Here is a 17303-nt window from a genome sequence, read left to right as displayed (position 1 = left end):
CTCACCTTCATTAGCGGTGCGATCGGCCGTATATGGCTTACACGGAGGGCGACAACACCTTTCGACAAAGGCGCTCATTTTCAGGACTCCCGGCTGCTAGTGCTCGGTTTGATGCGCGCCGTACCCGAAATGATGCGGGGATACCGCTATCTCTCAGACGGCGTTCGAACTTTCCGACATGTAACGCTGTCACCCCCAAAGCACCTCTTCGCGCTTGCGCCGGACGAAGCGCATCCGGGCCGAATGGCTGTCAGAAATCAATTGATGAGCTCTTCTTCTCGTCGCTCGACTGCTCCGCCGGTCCCGGCGTCGTATGCTGCCTGCAGCGCCTGATGCAGGTCCGAGATCAAGTCACCCACCCGTTCCAAACCCGCATGAATGCGAATCAGCGGCCCCGGGAGCGCGAGCGATGGTTCCGTTCGCTTCGGTGGATCAACCAGCAGAGCGAGGCTGTCATATCCGCCCCAAGACAGGCCGATGCCAAAGAGGCGTAAGCTATCGAACAAGACCGAGAGCTGGCGCCGGGATATCGGCTTGAGAACGATTCCGAAGAGCCCGCTGGCGCCGGAAAAGTCTCTCTTCCAAAGCCCATGACCGGGATCGTTTGGAAGAGCCGGGTGCAAGACTTTATTGACAGCCGGATGCACTTGGAGGCTCTGTGCGAGCTTCAATCCATTCTCCCAATGCCGCTCCATGCGGACAGCTAGACTACGCAGGGCACGCAACGCGAGATAAATATCGTCTGGCGCAGCAAGTTCGCCGAATTGATGCGCACTCGATTCGATCAACGGCCATGCGGCCTCGTTCGCGGTCGCAACCCCTAAGAAGGCGTCGGAATGACCCACGATGTATTTCGTTGCAGCATGGATGGAAATGTCAACGCCGTGCTCAAACGGCCTGAAATACAAAGGGGTTGCCCAGGTATTATCCATGATCACATGCGCATTTGCCCGATGGGCAATTGCGGCAAGTGCGGGCACGTCCAGAACCTCGAAAGTGAAGGACGAGGGTGACTCCAGATAGACGGCCCTGGTCTTCGCGTTCATCTTGGCCGACAGATCTGATGGCTCAGTCGGAGAGAAATATTGGACTTCGATCTGCAGTTTGGCGAGGACCTCATCGGCAAACGACCGGACGGGCGTATAGACGCCATCGCTGATCAGTACACGGTCGCCTGCCTTTAAACAGCCAAGCAGCGCGTGAGTGCACGCAGACTGCCCCGATGGGAAGAGAATTGAGCGATAGCCGCCCTCCAACTTGCAGATGGCGGCCTCAAGCGCCCGCGACAGCGGCGAGCCGAAGCGCCCGTAGCTCGGATAATCTTTGTTTTGCTTCTCCCAATCTTCCAGGGTCTCGGCCAGAATGGTTGACCCTCGGTAGACCGGCACGTTCACCATGCCAGCATGTTCGGCCGGCGTACGGCCGAGATGGCAAAGCAGGGTTTCAATGGCAGGCATATCTCTGTCATCCCTCAGACGCTTCATCGCAGCCCGCTCTCCGTCCCTTGTGCTCTGACAAACGGCCTGCTCACCGCATCTGAGCACTCCGACCGAATCGCTTCTGCAAAAAGGGCGCCACTCCCGATGCGGCTCTTCAATGTGGCTTTAGCGCAGAGTGATCTGTGAAAACGGTTGAGGTCCGTCTGGAGGTGTTCAAATATTAGCGCGCAGCAACAGATCCGCCCTCAACGTTGGCGCTTCACCAAAACGCGCACTCAAGCTAACAGTGATGGTCTACTGCCCATCCTTCAGCTTGAGAACTCGATTCTCCACACAGAGCCGTTGGCAGGCACGATTTTCTCTCTCGGTCCGTTTTTGAGACTGCATTGTTGTCGTTTGTCGCAATCACTTCGCATTGTGCCGAGTACGACATCGCCGGAACGACACGGAAAGAGCTTGATCCGAACGTCGCGTCAGGTTGTACCCTGCTTGAATTGAGGGGCGCCGAGCCCCAGAAACGCGTGCTAAGATGACGACGAATAGCGCCTATGTCTGTCCAGTGGCTGCCCGCTGTATGTTCGCCAAGTTCTCGAGACTTCCGATCACGGCAACAGCTTTTCAACCTGCTGGCGTGGGCGAGCAGCTGCTGCGTGGCTGAGCACAAGCGGCAGAGGCTTGAAGGACATTCTTTCGCATCGCGGTCGCCAGCCAATGTCGAATTCACCCCTGACAATCTTGTTTCGACAGCTCGCACGTGCCTCTTCGGCTCGACAGCGGCAATTCGCTAGCTTATCGCGAGCCGCGGCATCAACGTCTTGCGGTCGAAACGAAGCGCACATCGGATCAAGCCGCTGTCGCAGTACCGGCGTGAAGAGAGCGAACTCGGAGCTCCGCTCCACGTCGTATTCACGCCCGAGCTAGGGCCGCTCTTCGAAACCAATAAATCGGCGAGCCCCCGTGTCCACGCAACTAACTTACCGAGATACGGTCGACCGCGCGGCCTTGCTCTGGCAATTCAAGAGCCCAAGGCGCAACACAACAGATTTGCGGAGAACTACAAATGGTGAAATGGATCTTTAGGACGCACGCGGGAAAGGCTCAGATCGTCCCAACCCCGAAGGGCTTCGCAATTGTGTTTGCTGGTGAGACGTTGGACTACCGCAATTCACCGGCGGCGGCGGCGGAGGCTCTGGCCAATGGAGCTTGTTACTGGCCCTCGGCCGGCGATCCATCCAAGATGGGATTTCCCGAAGGCATCGGCGGATGGCAACGGGTCTCGTGACCTTTCCGAAAGGTGCCATCGCATTCGACTAAGTCGGTTTGCGATGCCTGTTCCTTGCGTTCCTGGCGACGATGAGACCAGGTACGAGATGGCCGTCGTAAGCTCGTCGCGGCCGCGAGGGACACGGCACGGCCCTTCCCCGCCAATCCGTCGACAGGTGTCGTACGCTCGTGCCGACGACGGCTATGCGTTTCTGCGCCATCGGCCAAAAGTCGAGAGCTCCGCAAGCCGGTCGTCTCCGGGTATCAACCCACTAACCCACTAGAATGCGCGTCGCTTGGGCATTTGAATTGGGCGCCCCATCGATCGGGCGCGAGGCTCTCCGGAAGACGGCTCAAAACCATAGCGGTCACGTCGCTTCTGAAAACGCCACGCGCGCATGACGCACGTCCCTCCAAGGCTCAGGAAGCAAATCGGAAGTAGAATCAGGATTAGGGCCATCTGAAGATCTTGGTTGGGAGCGCGTGCACCTTCTTCGGACGCGCGAGGGAATGAAATGCATCTTCGTGCGGAGACGAAAGACAGCTCCGTCTGTTGTACAACTTAACGTAACGTGCGTTTCAAGTGCAAACCGGTCGCACGAAGCAGGCTCGATTTCTGTGCCATGGAACATCACAGCCTCACTTGTACTATCTACTTCGTTCCTTGACGCACAGCATCACCATGTCCGAACAATGGGTCCTTTCATCGCAGAACAGCAATGGCCGCCGAGCCCCTTTGAAGCGATGCGTCGCCCTCTTCGCACATGGCTAAACCTGCCGCAGCGGAGCAATTCATCACGGTGTTTTCACGGCATGCACGTGAAAATGCCTCTCTTGCTTGGAATTGGCTTCAGTCACGTTCTGATGCTCGGCTGGGTTCAGGTCAGCATGGATCAACCGCCTTCGTCAGAGTGCTGTTTTGGCGGATCAGGACAGGCCACTTCGAGGCGAAAGCTGAGACATGAACGTCCGAGAACTCATTGAGCTTTTGTCGGGATGTGAACCGGATGCGGAGGTCGTTATCCCCGACTCGTCTGCGCCCTGTGGCGCCTTCGCCGCCGTGAGGTCTCTCCAGACTGGTTGGGCCTACAACTCACAGGTTGCCGCCGATGAAATGGGCTTCTGGATCGATGGGCTCAACTACGCCGAGCCGCCGCGTGGGAGCTATATCATTCGCGGAGTACGGCTTCTCGGCCCGAGGTGTGGATCCGTACTAACGATTCAGTAGCTCGATCGAGCGAATGCTCGTCTGCCGCAAATGATACCCACGATCGATCTGCCTACCTGTCCGCCATGATTGTCCATTGGTACCGGACATCGGCCTAGCCGAAAGGTCTCGCGAGTACGGTGGCCGATCTGCTCTGATCAGTTGACCCGTTCTGGTCGAACGCTTGGCACCTGGGCTCGGATGTTTCTCCGGCCCGGCGGACCGTTTGATCGCCCCGCTCATTCAGCGCGGCTTCCTTTCGTATGTTCCTTGATGAGCAGATCAATAATGCATTGTCGCGAATCGCAACCTCGCGCGAGGTCGTCGTCGGGTGTTGCACAGTGATACAGCACTGCTGAAAGTGCTGCGCCGACCGTTGGCCCTTGATTGATATCCGGCGAATGGTCGCCACACCCCGCATACACGACGTCGACGTGAGCAAGTTGTCGATAGCGACCCTATTCGCGTTTGCAATGTAAGGTTTGGATCGGGAGTCCTCAGCTACCGCTTAACACGCGACTTTCCTATCGCGCACGGCACGACTAATGCATGCAACGATTCTAGCATCATGAACGGTTCCAAATGAAACCCGATAACCTGAATTCAATGTCTGCCGAGGCTTTGTGGCGGCTGTACGAGAACGTCGTCCTCATATTGACGCAGCGCATGACGGCGGATCGAACGCGGCTAGACCAGCGGCTGCAGAAGATCCGAGCAACCGACAAACTCGTTCGTCCCAGCCGCTCGCACAAGTTTGTACCGCCGAGGTACCGAAACCCAAAAAACAATGCAAAGACCTGGTCCGGGCGCGGCAAATTGCCACGCTGGCTCAGCGCCCAACTTCGTGCCGGTCGAAAGCTCGCCGATTTCCTGGTCGATCAATCCCCTGCGCGAAACCGCCGACGCAACGCCTAGCAACCGCTAGATCGTACGAGCGGCAGAAGCTCTGCACTGACCGGGGCGAACGGCCGCGCCGGGGCACGGAATACCGTCAGCCACTCATTGAACTCCGCAAGCGCTTCGAGGAGACTCTGAAGTCGATTTGGACGGTCGCCGGCAAGCAACAATTGAGCTCAGGAGCGGAGATCGCATCCGATGAGCTTATCCTCATGCCAGTGGCTGCACGCCAGTATGGCTGCTGGGCCTGATGGTGGCTCGACGCTACGGCGGGTCTCATCAGATCACACGCTAGTGGTCGTTGGCCCGAGCTGCGCGTCCTGAGAGGTGGCGGCTCTCGGGCATTCTCGATCGTTTCCCTGCATAGTACTTGGCAACGTGGCGTTCGCTTGCGTGCCTAGCGTCCCCCTAACTGACGTAGTTTGATTTCGCGATGGCCTTTGACGTTGCCTCATCGAGGACAATTGGTTCGAAGCCATTAGCGTAGCGATTGCATCTGTGCAGCCAAGATTGCCGCTTCGGATGGACCAAGCCCAACGATGCCGACAAAAGCCGGTGGGGGCGTTGGAATCTCCTGATCAGTCGGCCTCCATAGGTGCAGACAGTACCGACTGTTATTGACGTACTCGGAATGGGGCGGATGGAGCTGCATGACGCACTCCTCCTCGTCCCAGAACAGATCCTTGACAAAGCACATTTCTTCCCAGTTCGGACAGCGCCGGGACGTCGAGACGGAGACATGCTCCCATCGCGGGCGACGCAAACCGATGATCTTGAGTTCGCAGCCACACGGTCCCTGCACATAGAAAAGCCCGCAGGGGCCTGATCCCGGCGCGCTGGCAAACGGCCCGTGGCGTAACCGACCGGCCTCGAGCTTGTCGATGATCTGCGCTCTCATATTAGCTCCTACGCCTCACAGCCAATTTTCAATTCGATGCAGATCGCTTTCTGCTCAGAGGGCTTGCGCCGATCACGACCGCCGCTATTCACACGATTTTCGGGTACGACAATTCGGCTCCGATCTATGCTGGTTGTACGCAAATCGTCGGCCAACTCGTTTTCTCCATAGCCCTGATGCGAGCCCATCCGGTCACGCGTCCAGTTTTCCTCGCGAACCAGGCGAACCCTCTGTTGAGTGTGGCGGACGGGACTCCGTTCAACCTCGCCTGAATGCGAGCTGTCGGGATCACTCGGATCAACTCGGCCATAGCCGGAAGATGTCTCTCAAGTGTAGCAGCCTCGCCTCACTCCGTTCCTCGACTTGCCGACTAGCTTGACAAGATCAAGCCAGCGCGCGGGGGGGGGAGCAGATGATCATGGAACTCCTGGATGGTTCTGCCCTGTTCATATGCACGCCGTCGAGCGTGAACTCCGTGGACGGCCGACACATGCAAGCCGAACCCGACACGATGCCTCCTTGCAGCTTTACCGACATTTGCGACGTCTACAACCTGACGCTACGTAAGATTCAAGCCATTCGCATTGGATTAGCTGACTCTCTCACCTGGGGGTCTGCACAGGATCGATCTGCCAATTGCCGCACTTGGCTGACCGTGCAAGAAGAGCTGGATTGCGATGGAGAAAGAGAGTTTTTGCAAGATCTCGAGAAGCTACAGCGACGATAGACGTTTCCCTACTCCGGCCACGAATGTTGCGCAGAAGTGGCTGACGCAAAGGAACAAAATCATGTCAACGCGCCGCGCTTGGATCGCTGATGCGAGCACGTGTCGCGACGTGGAGATGGAGCGTCTTCGGGCTCAACTCGAAGAACTGAATAAGCGGCTCACTGAAATCAAACGTCATATTCCGTATCTGTCGGAGATCGAGCCTGCGAGGGCAAGAGCAATCCTGCTCTGCCACGAACTTGATGATATTTGCTCATCGGCTGAGGGCATTGAAGCCCTGACAGATCTCCTCCGAAAGTAATTTGAACCGCCCGCACCGAAGCAGATCGCCCCTAAGACGGCACGATCAGGACCGCTCCGTCCTGATGGCGGTCCGCCGGCCGATGTCCAGGCGCCTTCGTCCGCTCAGGGATCATCGATCAGCCTGCCGAAGAGACCGCAGTCCGTCTGACCAGCTCTCACGTGCCACGCACTGCTCGTACTTTGCTGCAGCGTTTAGGGACTAGCCTGTTGCGATCGGTCGTTGCCCAGGTCTTTGAGCCGCCCCTCTTGCCGAGGCCCGTCCTGTGCTCTCGGCGCGTCAGGCCAGCGCCGCAAGACCGGCTTCCCGGACTGCCTCAAATGGCGGGTCGAATCCAACCGGCCAGAGTCGCACTGGCCATTGTCGGGACCCTGATGACTGACGACGCTTGATGGCTCCTTCATGGTGACTGCCGCCTCCATGGCGACCGGATCGACCGACCGGCCTAGCGTCGCCTTAAGCTTGTCGTGGTCGAGCTCGCCCTCCCACCAGGCGACGATCACACAGGCGACGCCGTTGCCGCAGAGATTGGTCAGCGCGCGACATTCGCTCATGAACTTGTCGATGCCGAGCACGATCGCCATACCCGGCACGAGGCGCGGATCGACCACGGCGAGCGTCGCGGCGAGGGTGATGAAGCCCGCGCCGGTGATGCCGGAGGCACCCTTCGAGGTCAGCATGGCGACGATCAGGATGGTCAGTTGCTGGCCGAAAGTGAGATCGTAACCGAGCGCCTGCGCGATGAACAGCGTCGCCAGCGTCATGTAGATGTTGGTGCCGTCGAGGTTGAACGAATAACCCGTGGGCACCACGAGGCCAACCACCGACTTCGAGCAGCCGAGGCACTCGAGCTTCTCCATCAATGACGGCAAGGCGCTCTCGGAAGACGAGGTGCCGAGCACGATCAGCAGCTCGTCCCTGATGTAGGCTATGAACTTGAAGATCGAAAAGCCGGCAAAGCGCGCGATGAAGCCGAGCACGACGAACACGAACAGCGCGGCGGTGACGTAGAAGGTCGCGATCAAGCCGATCAGGTTGAGGAGCGCACCAGTGCCAAACGTGCCGATGGTGTACGCCATAGCGCCGAATGCGCCGATCGGCGCCGCGCGCATCACGATATAGATAACGCCGAACACGGCTTGTGAGGCGTCGTCGATGAAGGCACGGATCTTGCGGCCGCGCTGGCCAAGGCTCATGAGCGCGAAGCCAAACAGCACTGAGCAGAGCAGAACCTGCAAGATCTCACCCTGCGCAAACGCACCGACGACCGTATCAGGAATAATGCGTAGAAGGAGATCAACGGTCTTCTGCGTCTTTGCCTGATCGGCGAACTTGGCAACCGCTTGCGCGCTGGCGGCGGCGCCACCAAAACCCGCACCGGGCTTGACCAGATTGCCGATGAGTAAGCCGATGAGGAGCGCAAACGTGGAGACCACCTCGAAATAGACGAGCGCCTTGACGCCGATACGGCCGACCTTCTTGGCGTCCTGGATGTGCGATATGCCCGAGACCACCGTGCAGAAGATGATCGGGGCGATCACCATCTTGATCAGCTTAATGAAGCCGTCGCCCAGCGCCTTGATCCACTCGCTCCTGGCCAGATCCGGCCATAGCGAGCCAATCATCACTCCGAGCACGATCGCGATCAGCACCTGGATATAGAGGACCCTGTACCAAGCTCTTCCTGCGCGTTGCGGCGGTGCGATGGGTGCTCCGCTTGCCTTCCCGTCGGCCATGTCATTGTTCCTCCCACTGGTTTTTTTGTCCCTTCCACTCAGACCCAACTTCCGTTGGGCCGGCAGAGGGCTTGTATCGGGCCGGTCATTCACTGCTGCATGTGTTGCTTCCTCTCGATTTTCTGAGGCGTGGAGGAGGAAGTCTTCCTCCTCAACGCAGTTGGCACGATCGATCGGTCCTAGGATGTAGGGGCGACCTGATCGCCTCCGTGCCAGGACTCCTTGCCAGCTCTGGATTGTTCCGCAAGCGCGTGCTGCCGCCCGCTCGGCTTCGGACGCGTGGACGTCATCGGACGGCTCCTTGCGAAGGCGAATTGCGCGCGTCACCAAGACGCGCCACAACTGCCAGCTCAGCCTCAAGCTTAGGCCGGTGCCGGAATATCGCATCGATCAGAGCTAACGCCGGTTCATCAGCAGCTTCCACCAGCACTGCCTTTTCAGCGCGGGTCGAAGGCGCAAAGACGCGCTTTACGATCGTCGGCGAGCCCTTGAGGCCGCATTTCGAGATGTCCTCGACCCCGGCGTCCTGGGCACCCCACCTTACTATGTCCGTGCGCGCTGCCCGAAGCGCATCCATCATACCTCCACGCCGGATCTCGTTTGTCCCTTCCAGCATGGTGATGAGACACGGCAGGTTTGTGCGCAACACCTGTATGCCTCCCTCCGAGCGCCTTCCAACCTCGATTGTGCGCATCTTTAGATCCAAAGATCGGACATCGGCGACATAAGTAAGTTGCCCAATCCCAAGTCGCTTTGCGATGCCCGGCCCGACCTGCGCAGTATCGCCGTCGATGGTCTGTTTGCCGGTGAATATGAGGTCCGGCGGGCCGTGTTCCTCGCCGATTCTGCGGATGGCTGTCGCAAGCGCGTAGGTGGTCGCCAGCGTATCGGCGCCCGCGAAAGCGCGATCGGTGAGCAACACCGCACGATCGGCACCATACGTCAGGGCCCTTCGTAACGACTCCTCGGCGGCCGGCGGCCCCATGGTCAACACGGTGATCTCGCCGCCGATCTTGTCACGCAGCTCCAGCGCAGCCTCCAAGGCAAAAAGATCGTAAGGGTTGATGATGGTCGGTACCCCCTGGCGCATAATGGTGTTGGTCACGGGGTGCACCCGAATCTGCGCGGAATCGGGAACCTGCTTTATGCAAACGACATTGTGCATGACTCTCTCCAAACCGGAGTAACACGGAGCAGACCAGCAAGTGTCGTACCAGTGAGGGACTCTCCATTGTCACACTGGAGCTTGCTGCAGCAGATTGGTCGGTCAGCCGCGTCTGCGACGCGACAACCCACGTCGAAGATACGACAATGCGTTTCGCAAGGCGTAAGCCAGCCGACAGCTTCGTTGAAGGTCTTAAAGGAGGTTGTTGAACAGCGCAGAGGTTTGGCGTCACATGTGCGGACGAGGATTTTCAGGGAGCTTTCACGCCGTATTCTGCAGGCTCAAACGCTGCCGTTGCTACGCCGGGCAGAACCTTATCTTGGCGGTCAACGCCCTCAACAAACGCATCAACGTCCATTGGCCGCAATTTGTTAACCTCAGCAGAGCGAAAGCGCGATGGAGGCTACAACAGGGCCTCGAAAACGTACGTGCGTTTCGCGCCAGTCATCTTTTGCAAGCAATTTACACCATCGCACCCTGGGCATTTGGATGCGCCCGCGCGACAGGGCACCACTTGTCGGTCGAACACTTGTTCGAAAACCGACCGGCAATGTTGGACCTGCGACAAGGCCCTACCTGGGGTGCACGCGCTCGCACCCCTTTACACACCTTCCTTTTGTGGTTCTGGTCGCAACTGGCACAGCCGTTGCAAAACCTTGGCTGAGGACGATGGACGTCACTGTCGTCCTGAGACCTCCCAGCACACGCCGCTTGAAGGGCCACGATGCTCAAACAGTGCTTATTCTCTTTGCTAGCGCTTGGCCTTGTGTTGATCCACCCTTCTGGCGCCGCCGAAACTGCTACCGGCACGGCTGAGTGGACGATCATGGTGTTCATGAACGCCAAAAATAATCTGGAAGCCGACGCGATTGCCACTTTTCGGGACATCGCAAGCGTCGGCAGCACGGCAAAAGTCAATCTGGTCGTCGAGATGGGCCGCCCCCAGAGACACTACACGAGCGAGGCCGAGGGATGGTCCGGAGTTCTGAGATTCCTCGTGAAGAAGGGGCAGAAGCCAATTCCTTCCACTGCAGTTGCCGATTTGCGAAACTCCTCGGGTGTCTCCGACCTTGGATCGCGGCGCGCATTCGATGACTTCGTCAACTGGTCTGTCGACAAATTCCCTGCCAAAAAGTATATGCTGGTCATCTGGAATCATGGTCAGGGCTGGCGCTTCCAGGTGGCAGACCCGTCGAAGAAGCGCGTCGCCATACCTGAGCAACTTGGCGGCCAATCGCGCTCTGCCATGTTGGCAGCCGCGTCCGAGAGCGTCCCAAAAGTCGGCGGATATCGCGCCGTATCCTTTGACGAAGAGACACGATCATTCTTGTACATTAGCGACGTGCAGCAGAGCGTAGGATCGCTCGCCCAGAAGTTGGATCGAAAGCTCGACGCGATCGGTTTTGATGCCGGCATGATGGCGATGATCGAAACAGCTTACGCCTTTCGAGGCTCCTCCACGCTTATGATCGCGAGCGAGGAATCCGAGCCGGCCGCCGGATGGAACTACGCCGCGGCATTGGCACATCTGGTCGCCAATCCGGCCATATCGCCTCTTGAGCTCACCAATCAAATTGTCGTGTCATACAAGGACCGCTATGGCGACTTCCACATGACGACGCTCTCGGTCATAGACTTGACCATGATTGACGCCGCAGCGGCCGCCGTTAGCGCTTTGGCGGACGAGATCAGCAAAGTGCTGGAGGCGGAACGGATAAGGGTTGAGATAGCCAGGTCGACACTTGTTCCTTACGGCGCCGGAATCTTCACTTCGATCGATCTGGTGGCCTTCCTCGAAAACTATATTGCCACCACGTCAAATCCCAACACGCGCAGTTACGCGCAGATTGCGCTTGATGCCACGAAGAGGACTGTCCTGACCAACTATGCTTCCGCTTTCAGCGCGTGGAATACCGGCTCAAGAGGCATTGCCATTTACTTTCCTGCGAGCAAGTACGACTTCGACGATGATTTTTACAAGCAGGGCTATGTGAAGGAGAACGAGGATCACGTCATCGACTTTGTTGCGCGCGAGCGCTGGTCTGATTTCCTTCAATGCTATTTTCGAAGCTAAAAAAACAACAACGTGTTTGGGCGGGACCGAATCGAAACTCTTTGGGTGGCTAAGCTGACGGATGGGTTGCGTCACGTACATGCTGCGCATTCAGTCCAGATCCAATTCTCCACCGCGCCAACTTCCATTGCGGAAACGACAGGCGATTGGCCAGGCATTTGCCCCGTTGTACGCGCGGGCGTCGCACGGCTTCCCCGCTTTGTCGGCACTTTCCGCCGTCGGACACGAGGAGTCCACGCGAGAAAGGCAGTTCACATGAAAAATTCGAGCTCTACGTCGACCGAGGCGCTGGTCAAGGCCACCCTGGCCCTGGCCTTGCCTTTGATGATGGGGACGACGCAAGCGAGCCAATACAATACGGGCACAATCCGAGACGTGCTGAAGAACTCACACAAGGACTTTACCTTGGTGTGCGCGCATCGTGGCCTGTACGGCATGTCGGTTGGCAGGAATAGAGAGATCAACCACATTAAGGATGTCCCTGAGGACTCCCGGGCTGCTAACAAGACCGCTTCGGACAACCAAATCGAATGCTCGGAGATCGGCCTCCGTTCCAACAAGATCAGGCGACTTGGTCGTGTTGCACAATTCTAACCTGGGCCGCACCACGAACGTAGGCTCGAGGAACGGCAGGTCGGATTATGGTCCGTAGACTGGCACAGGTTACAATCCTTCGGTCCTGGAGTACCCCGTGGCGGAAGAGTTGCACCTGCGAACTCCCGACCTGACAACTAAGTGCACTTCAATCTGAATGTCTCGACCCACGCCACACCGGCAGACTTTGAAGAAGCTCGCCATCTTCGACGAGCTGCGTGGACTTATGAGGCCGCAGTACCTGAGCGGACGTACGGCACAATCCGGGCCGGGCTGAACTATCATGCGCGTCCCGCGTGGCGACGCGCTTGGGGGACCGCGGTGCAGATCCCACAAGATGGTTCCTCTATGCTGTTGTCCCTGAATAGGCATGCTGCTTGCTTCGTTCGAGGCAGCATCACCAAACCGCCCCGGTGATGCAGGGGCGGCCTCGGCGCGCTCCACCCACGCGTCGGGCCGCCCCGCCTTGTTTTATGACGCCTATCAATAGGACGGAGCTATGAAAGTGCACATTCGGATAGCCGCGGCAGCGGTTGCGTTGGCCCACAGTCTCGGACGGCTCGTCGTTCGAGTGCACGATTTCGAAACCTCCGCGCCTTGCAGGATCAGCGTCTCCGTACGGGACGGCATAGTTAGCGGATACGACTACATCAATCATTGTTACGTCACCGGCGCGCTACCGAACGTGTACCACCACGGTGAGCGTTCACATTTGATGCTCAAGCCGACCGGATCGGGAGCCTATAGCGGCTTCGATCACGATACGGCTACTTGCTTCTCTGTGAAAGTGACGGACGGCGAGGCTCACCTCTTCGACTATAAAGAAGATCTGTACTTCGCATACAGCGCCTGACCATGCCGGACACGTAAGCTGCTTGGTGGAGCGCGACGGCATCTTCACCGCATGATGCTCCTGGGGATTCTGGCGCTTGCTCGTTCATGTATGGATGGTGGCTGGTTACTCGAGCGCCGTGACGCAACAGAAGTTGAGGTGGCCCGGCCCGTGTTCGTTGTATTGTCGACAATAGCCTATGACATCTTGTAGCGAAGTACAGCGCCGCCATCGGCAATGCGATCCGCCTTTCTGTCCTTTAAGGCTTGTTTCGCGATTGGCGCGAGGTTTGCTCGGTCGCCCGGTAACGCGAACCGCCCCCATTACCTCGCCGTCATGATCCGGACTCCGCGCGCATCACGCCCCCTCACGCTGGTGCTTGGCACGAACGAAATCGCTTCGGCCATTGCCGCAAAGCTCACCGAGGCGATGTTTGCGGTGGTCATGAGACACGATGTCTTTCCGCCGGTGATCCGCCGCTGCATGTCATTTCACGACGTACTGTTCGGTGAACGGCGCGAAGTCGGGGGCACTGTTGGCAAGCGGGCCGATACATTGGCGGAGATTGCTCGAATTCACGCCGACCCAAGCAACGTGGCGGTGACCACAATGCACCTGCCCGACATTCTCGCTCTGCGCTCGCTCTCCGTGATCGTTGATCCACGCATGCAGAAGCATCGGACACCTCTCGATCTTCGAAGCTTCGCGCGGGTTACGGCCGGAATCGGTCCGGGATTCGAGGTCGGCGTCAACTGCGACACCGCCATCGAGACGCATCCCGCCCAAACCGGTGCAATTGTCTTGCGAGGGGCCACCAAGGCGGCAGACGGCCAGGCCCGTGCGATCGGCGGCGCGGGACGCGAGCGTTTCGTTTATTCGGAGCGCGAGGGCATTTGGCGCACTTCAGTCGATATCGGCTCGGACATATCCAAAGGCTTGCAACTGGGTTGCCTCGGCCAAAAAGCGATACGAGCGCCCATCACGGGAGTGCTCCGCGGCATTGTGCGCGACGGCTCGCAGGTGCCGACGGGCGTGAAATTGCTTGAGGTCGATCCGCGCGGACGCGAGGCCTGCTGGACCGGCATGGATGAACGGGGGCAAGTCATAGGATGCAATGTCGTCGCTGCGATAGAGAAGTTCATTTCTCCCCAATCGCGTGATCGTCTTCACCGCGGTGACTAACGAGATAGATGGCTTCTCATGCTATTGTCGCGCCCAGCCGCTGAAGTCTATTTACATTCCGCAGGCTTCTTTGGGCGGCAAGCCGGAAGCTCACCTGAATGAGAACATCGCCCCCGATCCTATCGCCACATCGTCGGCGCTTCGCAAAGCGCCTTACGGCCGATCTGTTTGAGGCGCTCGGGCGTCCTTTCACCTCCTATCGCAGCCTCCAGAATCTTGGAGGCAACATGCGCTCGGATGCCGGTCTCGCACGGGGAAATGCTCGCGCAGACCTCATCGAGGACCGCGCGTAACAGCTCGGCGGTATCGGCATCCAGCATTTTGAGATCTCCCCACTCCTCGAAAAGGAAGATCATAGGGATCGCGAGTTGCTGAGTTCAAGCGCGAAAATCCGAGACAGCCTGTCGCTCGGCGCGCGTATGCCGTACCAGCTGGTCAATCACGCCGGAGCTGTGCTCCGACCGGACGATTTCGCTTCCGAGCCGCATCAGATTGTACTGGAGCCAGATCATTTGGACCTTGTCCTGCTCGTTACGGCGAAATAACGCCTCAACATAGGCGCCCTTGCAGAGGCGGTACAAATGGCGAGGCATATCGTGCTCCCTTTGCCATTCCGCTGAGCGAGATCACTTCGCCTGCTTCGCTCGTGCCTCCCCGGCCCGCTTGTGAAGCAGCTCAGCTCCAAACTGCATAATAGCGATCAACGCGTATGAATTGACGCAATCTTTTCCACGTTGACGTCGAAGTCCAGCGATCGATCGCCGTATTGCGATGGATTTCGCCGCCATGGTGGCTCGCTCTGATGGCAATTCATATTCGCCCCTGCCCGCTGCCGCGGAGCAGACAGCGGGGCGGATCGACGCTTGGAGACCGACGCCTCAAGACCCGCAAGGCGCCAAGCCGCCCCTACATCACCAGGCTGGGTGGTGGTGATGCTGTCTTAAACCAAGCAAGGCGTGTGCCGCCCGCCAGAGTGGAGGGTTCCCTACAATTCTGTTCAAGGGGGTTGAATCGCCCGTAGCGTCAAGTTGTAGGACTTGTATCAAGCTAACCAAACTGGAGGCGGCTCTTGATCAAGCTCGCTGTATCGCCTTCTTTCATGACAGAGCTGCCGGTCTTGAGGCTCCGTTCACGTTTGCGCGTGCCTTTGGCGTGCTATCCAGGAATCCTTTCATGCTGGACAGAGTTGAGCAGGCCTTTTCCAGTCTTCTGGCCTGGACTTTTGACAGTCCTTTGTTGTGCGCGCTCGCAGTGATCACCTATTTGTATCCGTCATGTCCTACCTGCGCTGGTAACGGTCACTTTGAGCTCCGATGTTTCAGTGTAGCGAGCAGAGGATGAGTTTGTGTTCGACAGGCGCAACCGGCTATGACGCCTCTCGGTGAGACCCCAGATCTCAACGTAGACCCCTTCAACACGCTCCCCCATAACACGCAGAGGATCCCAGGAAGCACGATGGCAAGAGTTTCATGCACCGTTGCTAGGCGCGCCGATGGAAGGCATTGATTTATTCGCAATGGTCATGGCCGGGGTGTCCTTGGGCGGCCTGGCTGCAGTGATCGCACGAGATACTTCCGGGCGCGAGTTGCCTTGGTGGAAGCATCTCGCGCTATGGGCAGCGTCGATCGCTCTGCTTTGCTTTATTGCTTACAAGATGAACGGGAGCTGAGTATGCCGTTGGTGCCGACAAGCTTCGATAAGTCCTGATCGTCTTTCGCGCGCGACCGCTTTACGCCGTCGCGCGACGGGAAGCCAGCGCCGCGTCGATGCCTACCATGTGGCGACGAACCCTACCTCTGTCAGCAAGCACGTCGGCCCGGCCCCGTCATCTTGCGCCCGTCGCTGAGCTTTACGGACGCACCTTGCAGGCATCGTCGCTGATCGAGGCCGCCGCCGAAGATCCGACACTGCACGCAACCAACATGTGGACTGCTAACCGCAGAGTCGCGCATGTTTGCCGGACTTTTCCATACGGATCACTACGCAAGTTAAATAGTAGTAACGACGTCTCGGTACTAATTAGTGCAATGAAGCCACCTTCGACGCGCAAATTCAGCGCTAGAATCTAGTTTCCGATGGATTTCACTATGCGGCCCGTCTGATTGGCGGTCGCAATCTGCCAGAACGCAATCGGGAATTTCCGTCGAAGGGTGCAAGCGCCAATCTATTAAAGTTTGTGGCTGGCGGTCGTTCTTCAATTCTACGGAGATGGTGCGGCATGGCCGGATCACAGTGAATGGTCTTGACGTGTGGTGGAGCTAGACAGAGAAGTAGTGCTCGGCTTGACGTGATAATTGAAATGGGTGCAGTCTACCTTCTTTCATGACGATCCCATTAGAAGCGGTTGGAGAACAGCAGTTTTCTGCGGCTAAACTGTCAGTAGGCGACCTCAAGTCCATCCGGCTATTGACGCCCAGAGTTTATAAGCAGCTATGCGATGCGTCGCTCCACACTGGAATTACATAATGAATTGTTTTGTGATTTCGCCGTTTATGCATCGACGGCATTTGGCGAACCGGCTTGCCCGCTCAGAGTTCGTCTGCAGAGACGATTCGCTGGAATTGCGCTCTGTGGTTCTGAAGAACGGAGTACAATCCTATGAAATAGCGCGTTGCCCTAGCCATGTCTGATCGTTATCCAACCTTCGATGTTGTCCTGCAGCAGCGTGGACGGAGTGAGCTATCGCTGAAACTTGGTGACGGCGGGAATCGGGAAGGCGGCATATCGTGGGGGTGCTTGACGCCTCCACTTCTCCACCGAAGGAGCGATATGCCGTGTCCAAAGATAACATCATCAAGCTGATTCAGCCAGGAAACGTCGACGATCAACTCACCGAAATCTTGCGCAATGGGGCGCGTGCTCTGTTGGCCCAGGCGGTCGAGGCCGAGGTCGCGGACTTTCTCGGCAAGCATGCCGATTTGAAGACTGCGGACGGCCACCAGCGCGTCGTGCGCCACGGTCACCTGCCGGAACGCGAGGTGATGACCG

14 protein-coding genes and 2 pseudogenes are annotated in these 17303 nt (G+C 58.0%); 10 read left to right on the top strand and 6 right to left on the bottom strand.

Features of this window, described 5'->3' with window-relative positions; translation table 11 throughout:
• Positions 1 to 257: 257 nt before the first annotated feature.
• On the bottom strand, positions 258 to 1484 hold the full coding sequence (gene metC / locus K289_RS46345) for a cystathionine beta-lyase (RefSeq protein ID WP_198024834.1): 1227 nt from the start codon (positions 1482 to 1484) through the stop codon (positions 258 to 260).
• A 1015-nt stretch (positions 1485 to 2499) separates the two neighbouring features.
• On the opposite strand from metC, the gene K289_RS50985 reads away from it, so the two are divergent.
• Both K289_RS50985 and K289_RS49420 read left to right on the top strand, forming a co-directional pair.
• On the top strand, positions 2500 to 2721 hold the full coding sequence (locus tag K289_RS50985) for a hypothetical protein (protein ID WP_156918364.1): 222 nt from the start codon (positions 2500 to 2502) through the stop codon (positions 2719 to 2721).
• 1770 nt (positions 2722 to 4491) lie between these two features.
• Positions 4492 to 4824, top strand: coding sequence for an H-NS family nucleoid-associated regulatory protein (locus K289_RS49420; protein WP_084788852.1), 333 nt, complete (start codon positions 4492 to 4494; stop codon positions 4822 to 4824).
• A 460-nt stretch (positions 4825 to 5284) separates the two neighbouring features.
• Here K289_RS49420 and K289_RS46340 read toward each other — a convergent pair whose 3' ends face one another.
• Positions 5285 to 5704, bottom strand: a complete 420-nt coding sequence (locus K289_RS46340) for a hypothetical protein (protein WP_035687086.1) — start codon at positions 5702 to 5704, stop codon at positions 5285 to 5287.
• A 412-nt stretch (positions 5705 to 6116) separates the two neighbouring features.
• Here K289_RS46340 and K289_RS46335 point away from each other — a divergent pair, with 412 nt between their 5' ends.
• Both K289_RS46335 and K289_RS46330 read left to right on the top strand, forming a co-directional pair.
• Positions 6117 to 6431: a hypothetical protein gene (locus K289_RS46335; protein WP_035687083.1), complete on the top strand. Its 315-nt coding sequence runs from the start codon at positions 6117 to 6119 to the stop codon at positions 6429 to 6431.
• A 61-nt stretch (positions 6432 to 6492) separates the two neighbouring features.
• Complete coding sequence (locus K289_RS46330) at positions 6493 to 6732, top strand: hypothetical protein (protein ID WP_035687080.1); 240 nt, start codon at positions 6493 to 6495, stop codon at positions 6730 to 6732.
• 404 nt (positions 6733 to 7136) lie between these two features.
• Here the strand turns inward: K289_RS46330 and dctA are convergent.
• Together dctA and K289_RS0135890 are read right to left on the bottom strand one after the other, a co-directional pair.
• Positions 7137 to 8468: pseudogene (gene dctA / locus K289_RS46325) on the bottom strand (C4-dicarboxylate transporter DctA); the annotation flags it as partial.
• Positions 8469 to 8754: 286 nt separating this feature from the next.
• Positions 8755 to 9633, bottom strand: a complete 879-nt coding sequence (locus K289_RS0135890; RefSeq protein ID WP_027555855.1) for an electron transfer flavoprotein subunit beta/FixA family protein — start codon at positions 9631 to 9633, stop codon at positions 8755 to 8757.
• Positions 9634 to 10357: 724 nt separating this feature from the next.
• On the opposite strand from K289_RS0135890, the gene K289_RS0135885 reads away from it, so the two are divergent.
• The 4 genes from K289_RS0135885 to K289_RS0135870 all read left to right on the top strand — a co-directional run bounded on the left by K289_RS0135885 (position 10358) and on the right by K289_RS0135870 (position 14315).
• The gene (locus K289_RS0135885; RefSeq protein WP_027555854.1) at positions 10358 to 11707 is read left to right on the top strand and encodes a clostripain-related cysteine peptidase; all 1350 of its coding nucleotides are present in this window, start codon (positions 10358 to 10360) and stop codon (positions 11705 to 11707) included.
• A 255-nt stretch (positions 11708 to 11962) separates the two neighbouring features.
• Complete coding sequence (locus K289_RS46320) at positions 11963 to 12301, top strand: hypothetical protein (RefSeq protein WP_027555853.1); 339 nt, start codon at positions 11963 to 11965, stop codon at positions 12299 to 12301.
• 499 nt (positions 12302 to 12800) lie between these two features.
• Positions 12801 to 13154: a hypothetical protein gene (locus K289_RS0135875; protein WP_027555852.1), complete on the top strand. Its 354-nt coding sequence runs from the start codon at positions 12801 to 12803 to the stop codon at positions 13152 to 13154.
• Positions 13155 to 13469: 315 nt separating this feature from the next.
• A complete protein-coding gene (locus K289_RS0135870) occupies positions 13470 to 14315 on the top strand; it encodes a xanthine dehydrogenase (protein ID WP_035687074.1) in 846 nt (281 codons plus the stop codon).
• 119 nt (positions 14316 to 14434) lie between these two features.
• Here the strand turns inward: K289_RS0135870 and K289_RS0135865 are convergent, their stop codons facing one another.
• Together K289_RS0135865 and K289_RS0135860 are read right to left on the bottom strand one after the other, a co-directional pair.
• Positions 14435 to 14635, bottom strand: coding sequence for a hypothetical protein (locus tag K289_RS0135865; RefSeq protein WP_027555850.1), 201 nt, complete (start codon positions 14633 to 14635; stop codon positions 14435 to 14437).
• A gap of 57 nt (positions 14636 to 14692) precedes the next feature.
• On the bottom strand, positions 14693 to 14908 hold the full coding sequence (locus tag K289_RS0135860; protein WP_027555849.1) for a hypothetical protein: 216 nt from the start codon (positions 14906 to 14908) through the stop codon (positions 14693 to 14695).
• Between the two features lie 899 nt (positions 14909 to 15807).
• On the opposite strand from K289_RS0135860, the gene K289_RS50980 reads away from it, so the two are divergent.
• Together K289_RS50980 and K289_RS46315 are read left to right on the top strand one after the other, a co-directional pair.
• Entirely contained in the window at positions 15808 to 15984 is a 177-nt protein-coding gene (locus K289_RS50980; RefSeq protein ID WP_156918363.1) for a hypothetical protein, read from the top strand.
• Positions 15985 to 17041: 1057 nt separating this feature from the next.
• A pseudogene (locus tag K289_RS46315) lies at positions 17042 to 17303 on the top strand (IS256 family transposase); the annotation flags it as partial.

Source organism: Bradyrhizobium sp. Cp5.3, assembly GCF_000426265.1.
Classification (GTDB): domain Bacteria; phylum Pseudomonadota; class Alphaproteobacteria; order Rhizobiales; family Xanthobacteraceae; genus Bradyrhizobium; species Bradyrhizobium neotropicale.
This window is presented reverse-complemented; position numbering and strand designations above follow the sequence as displayed.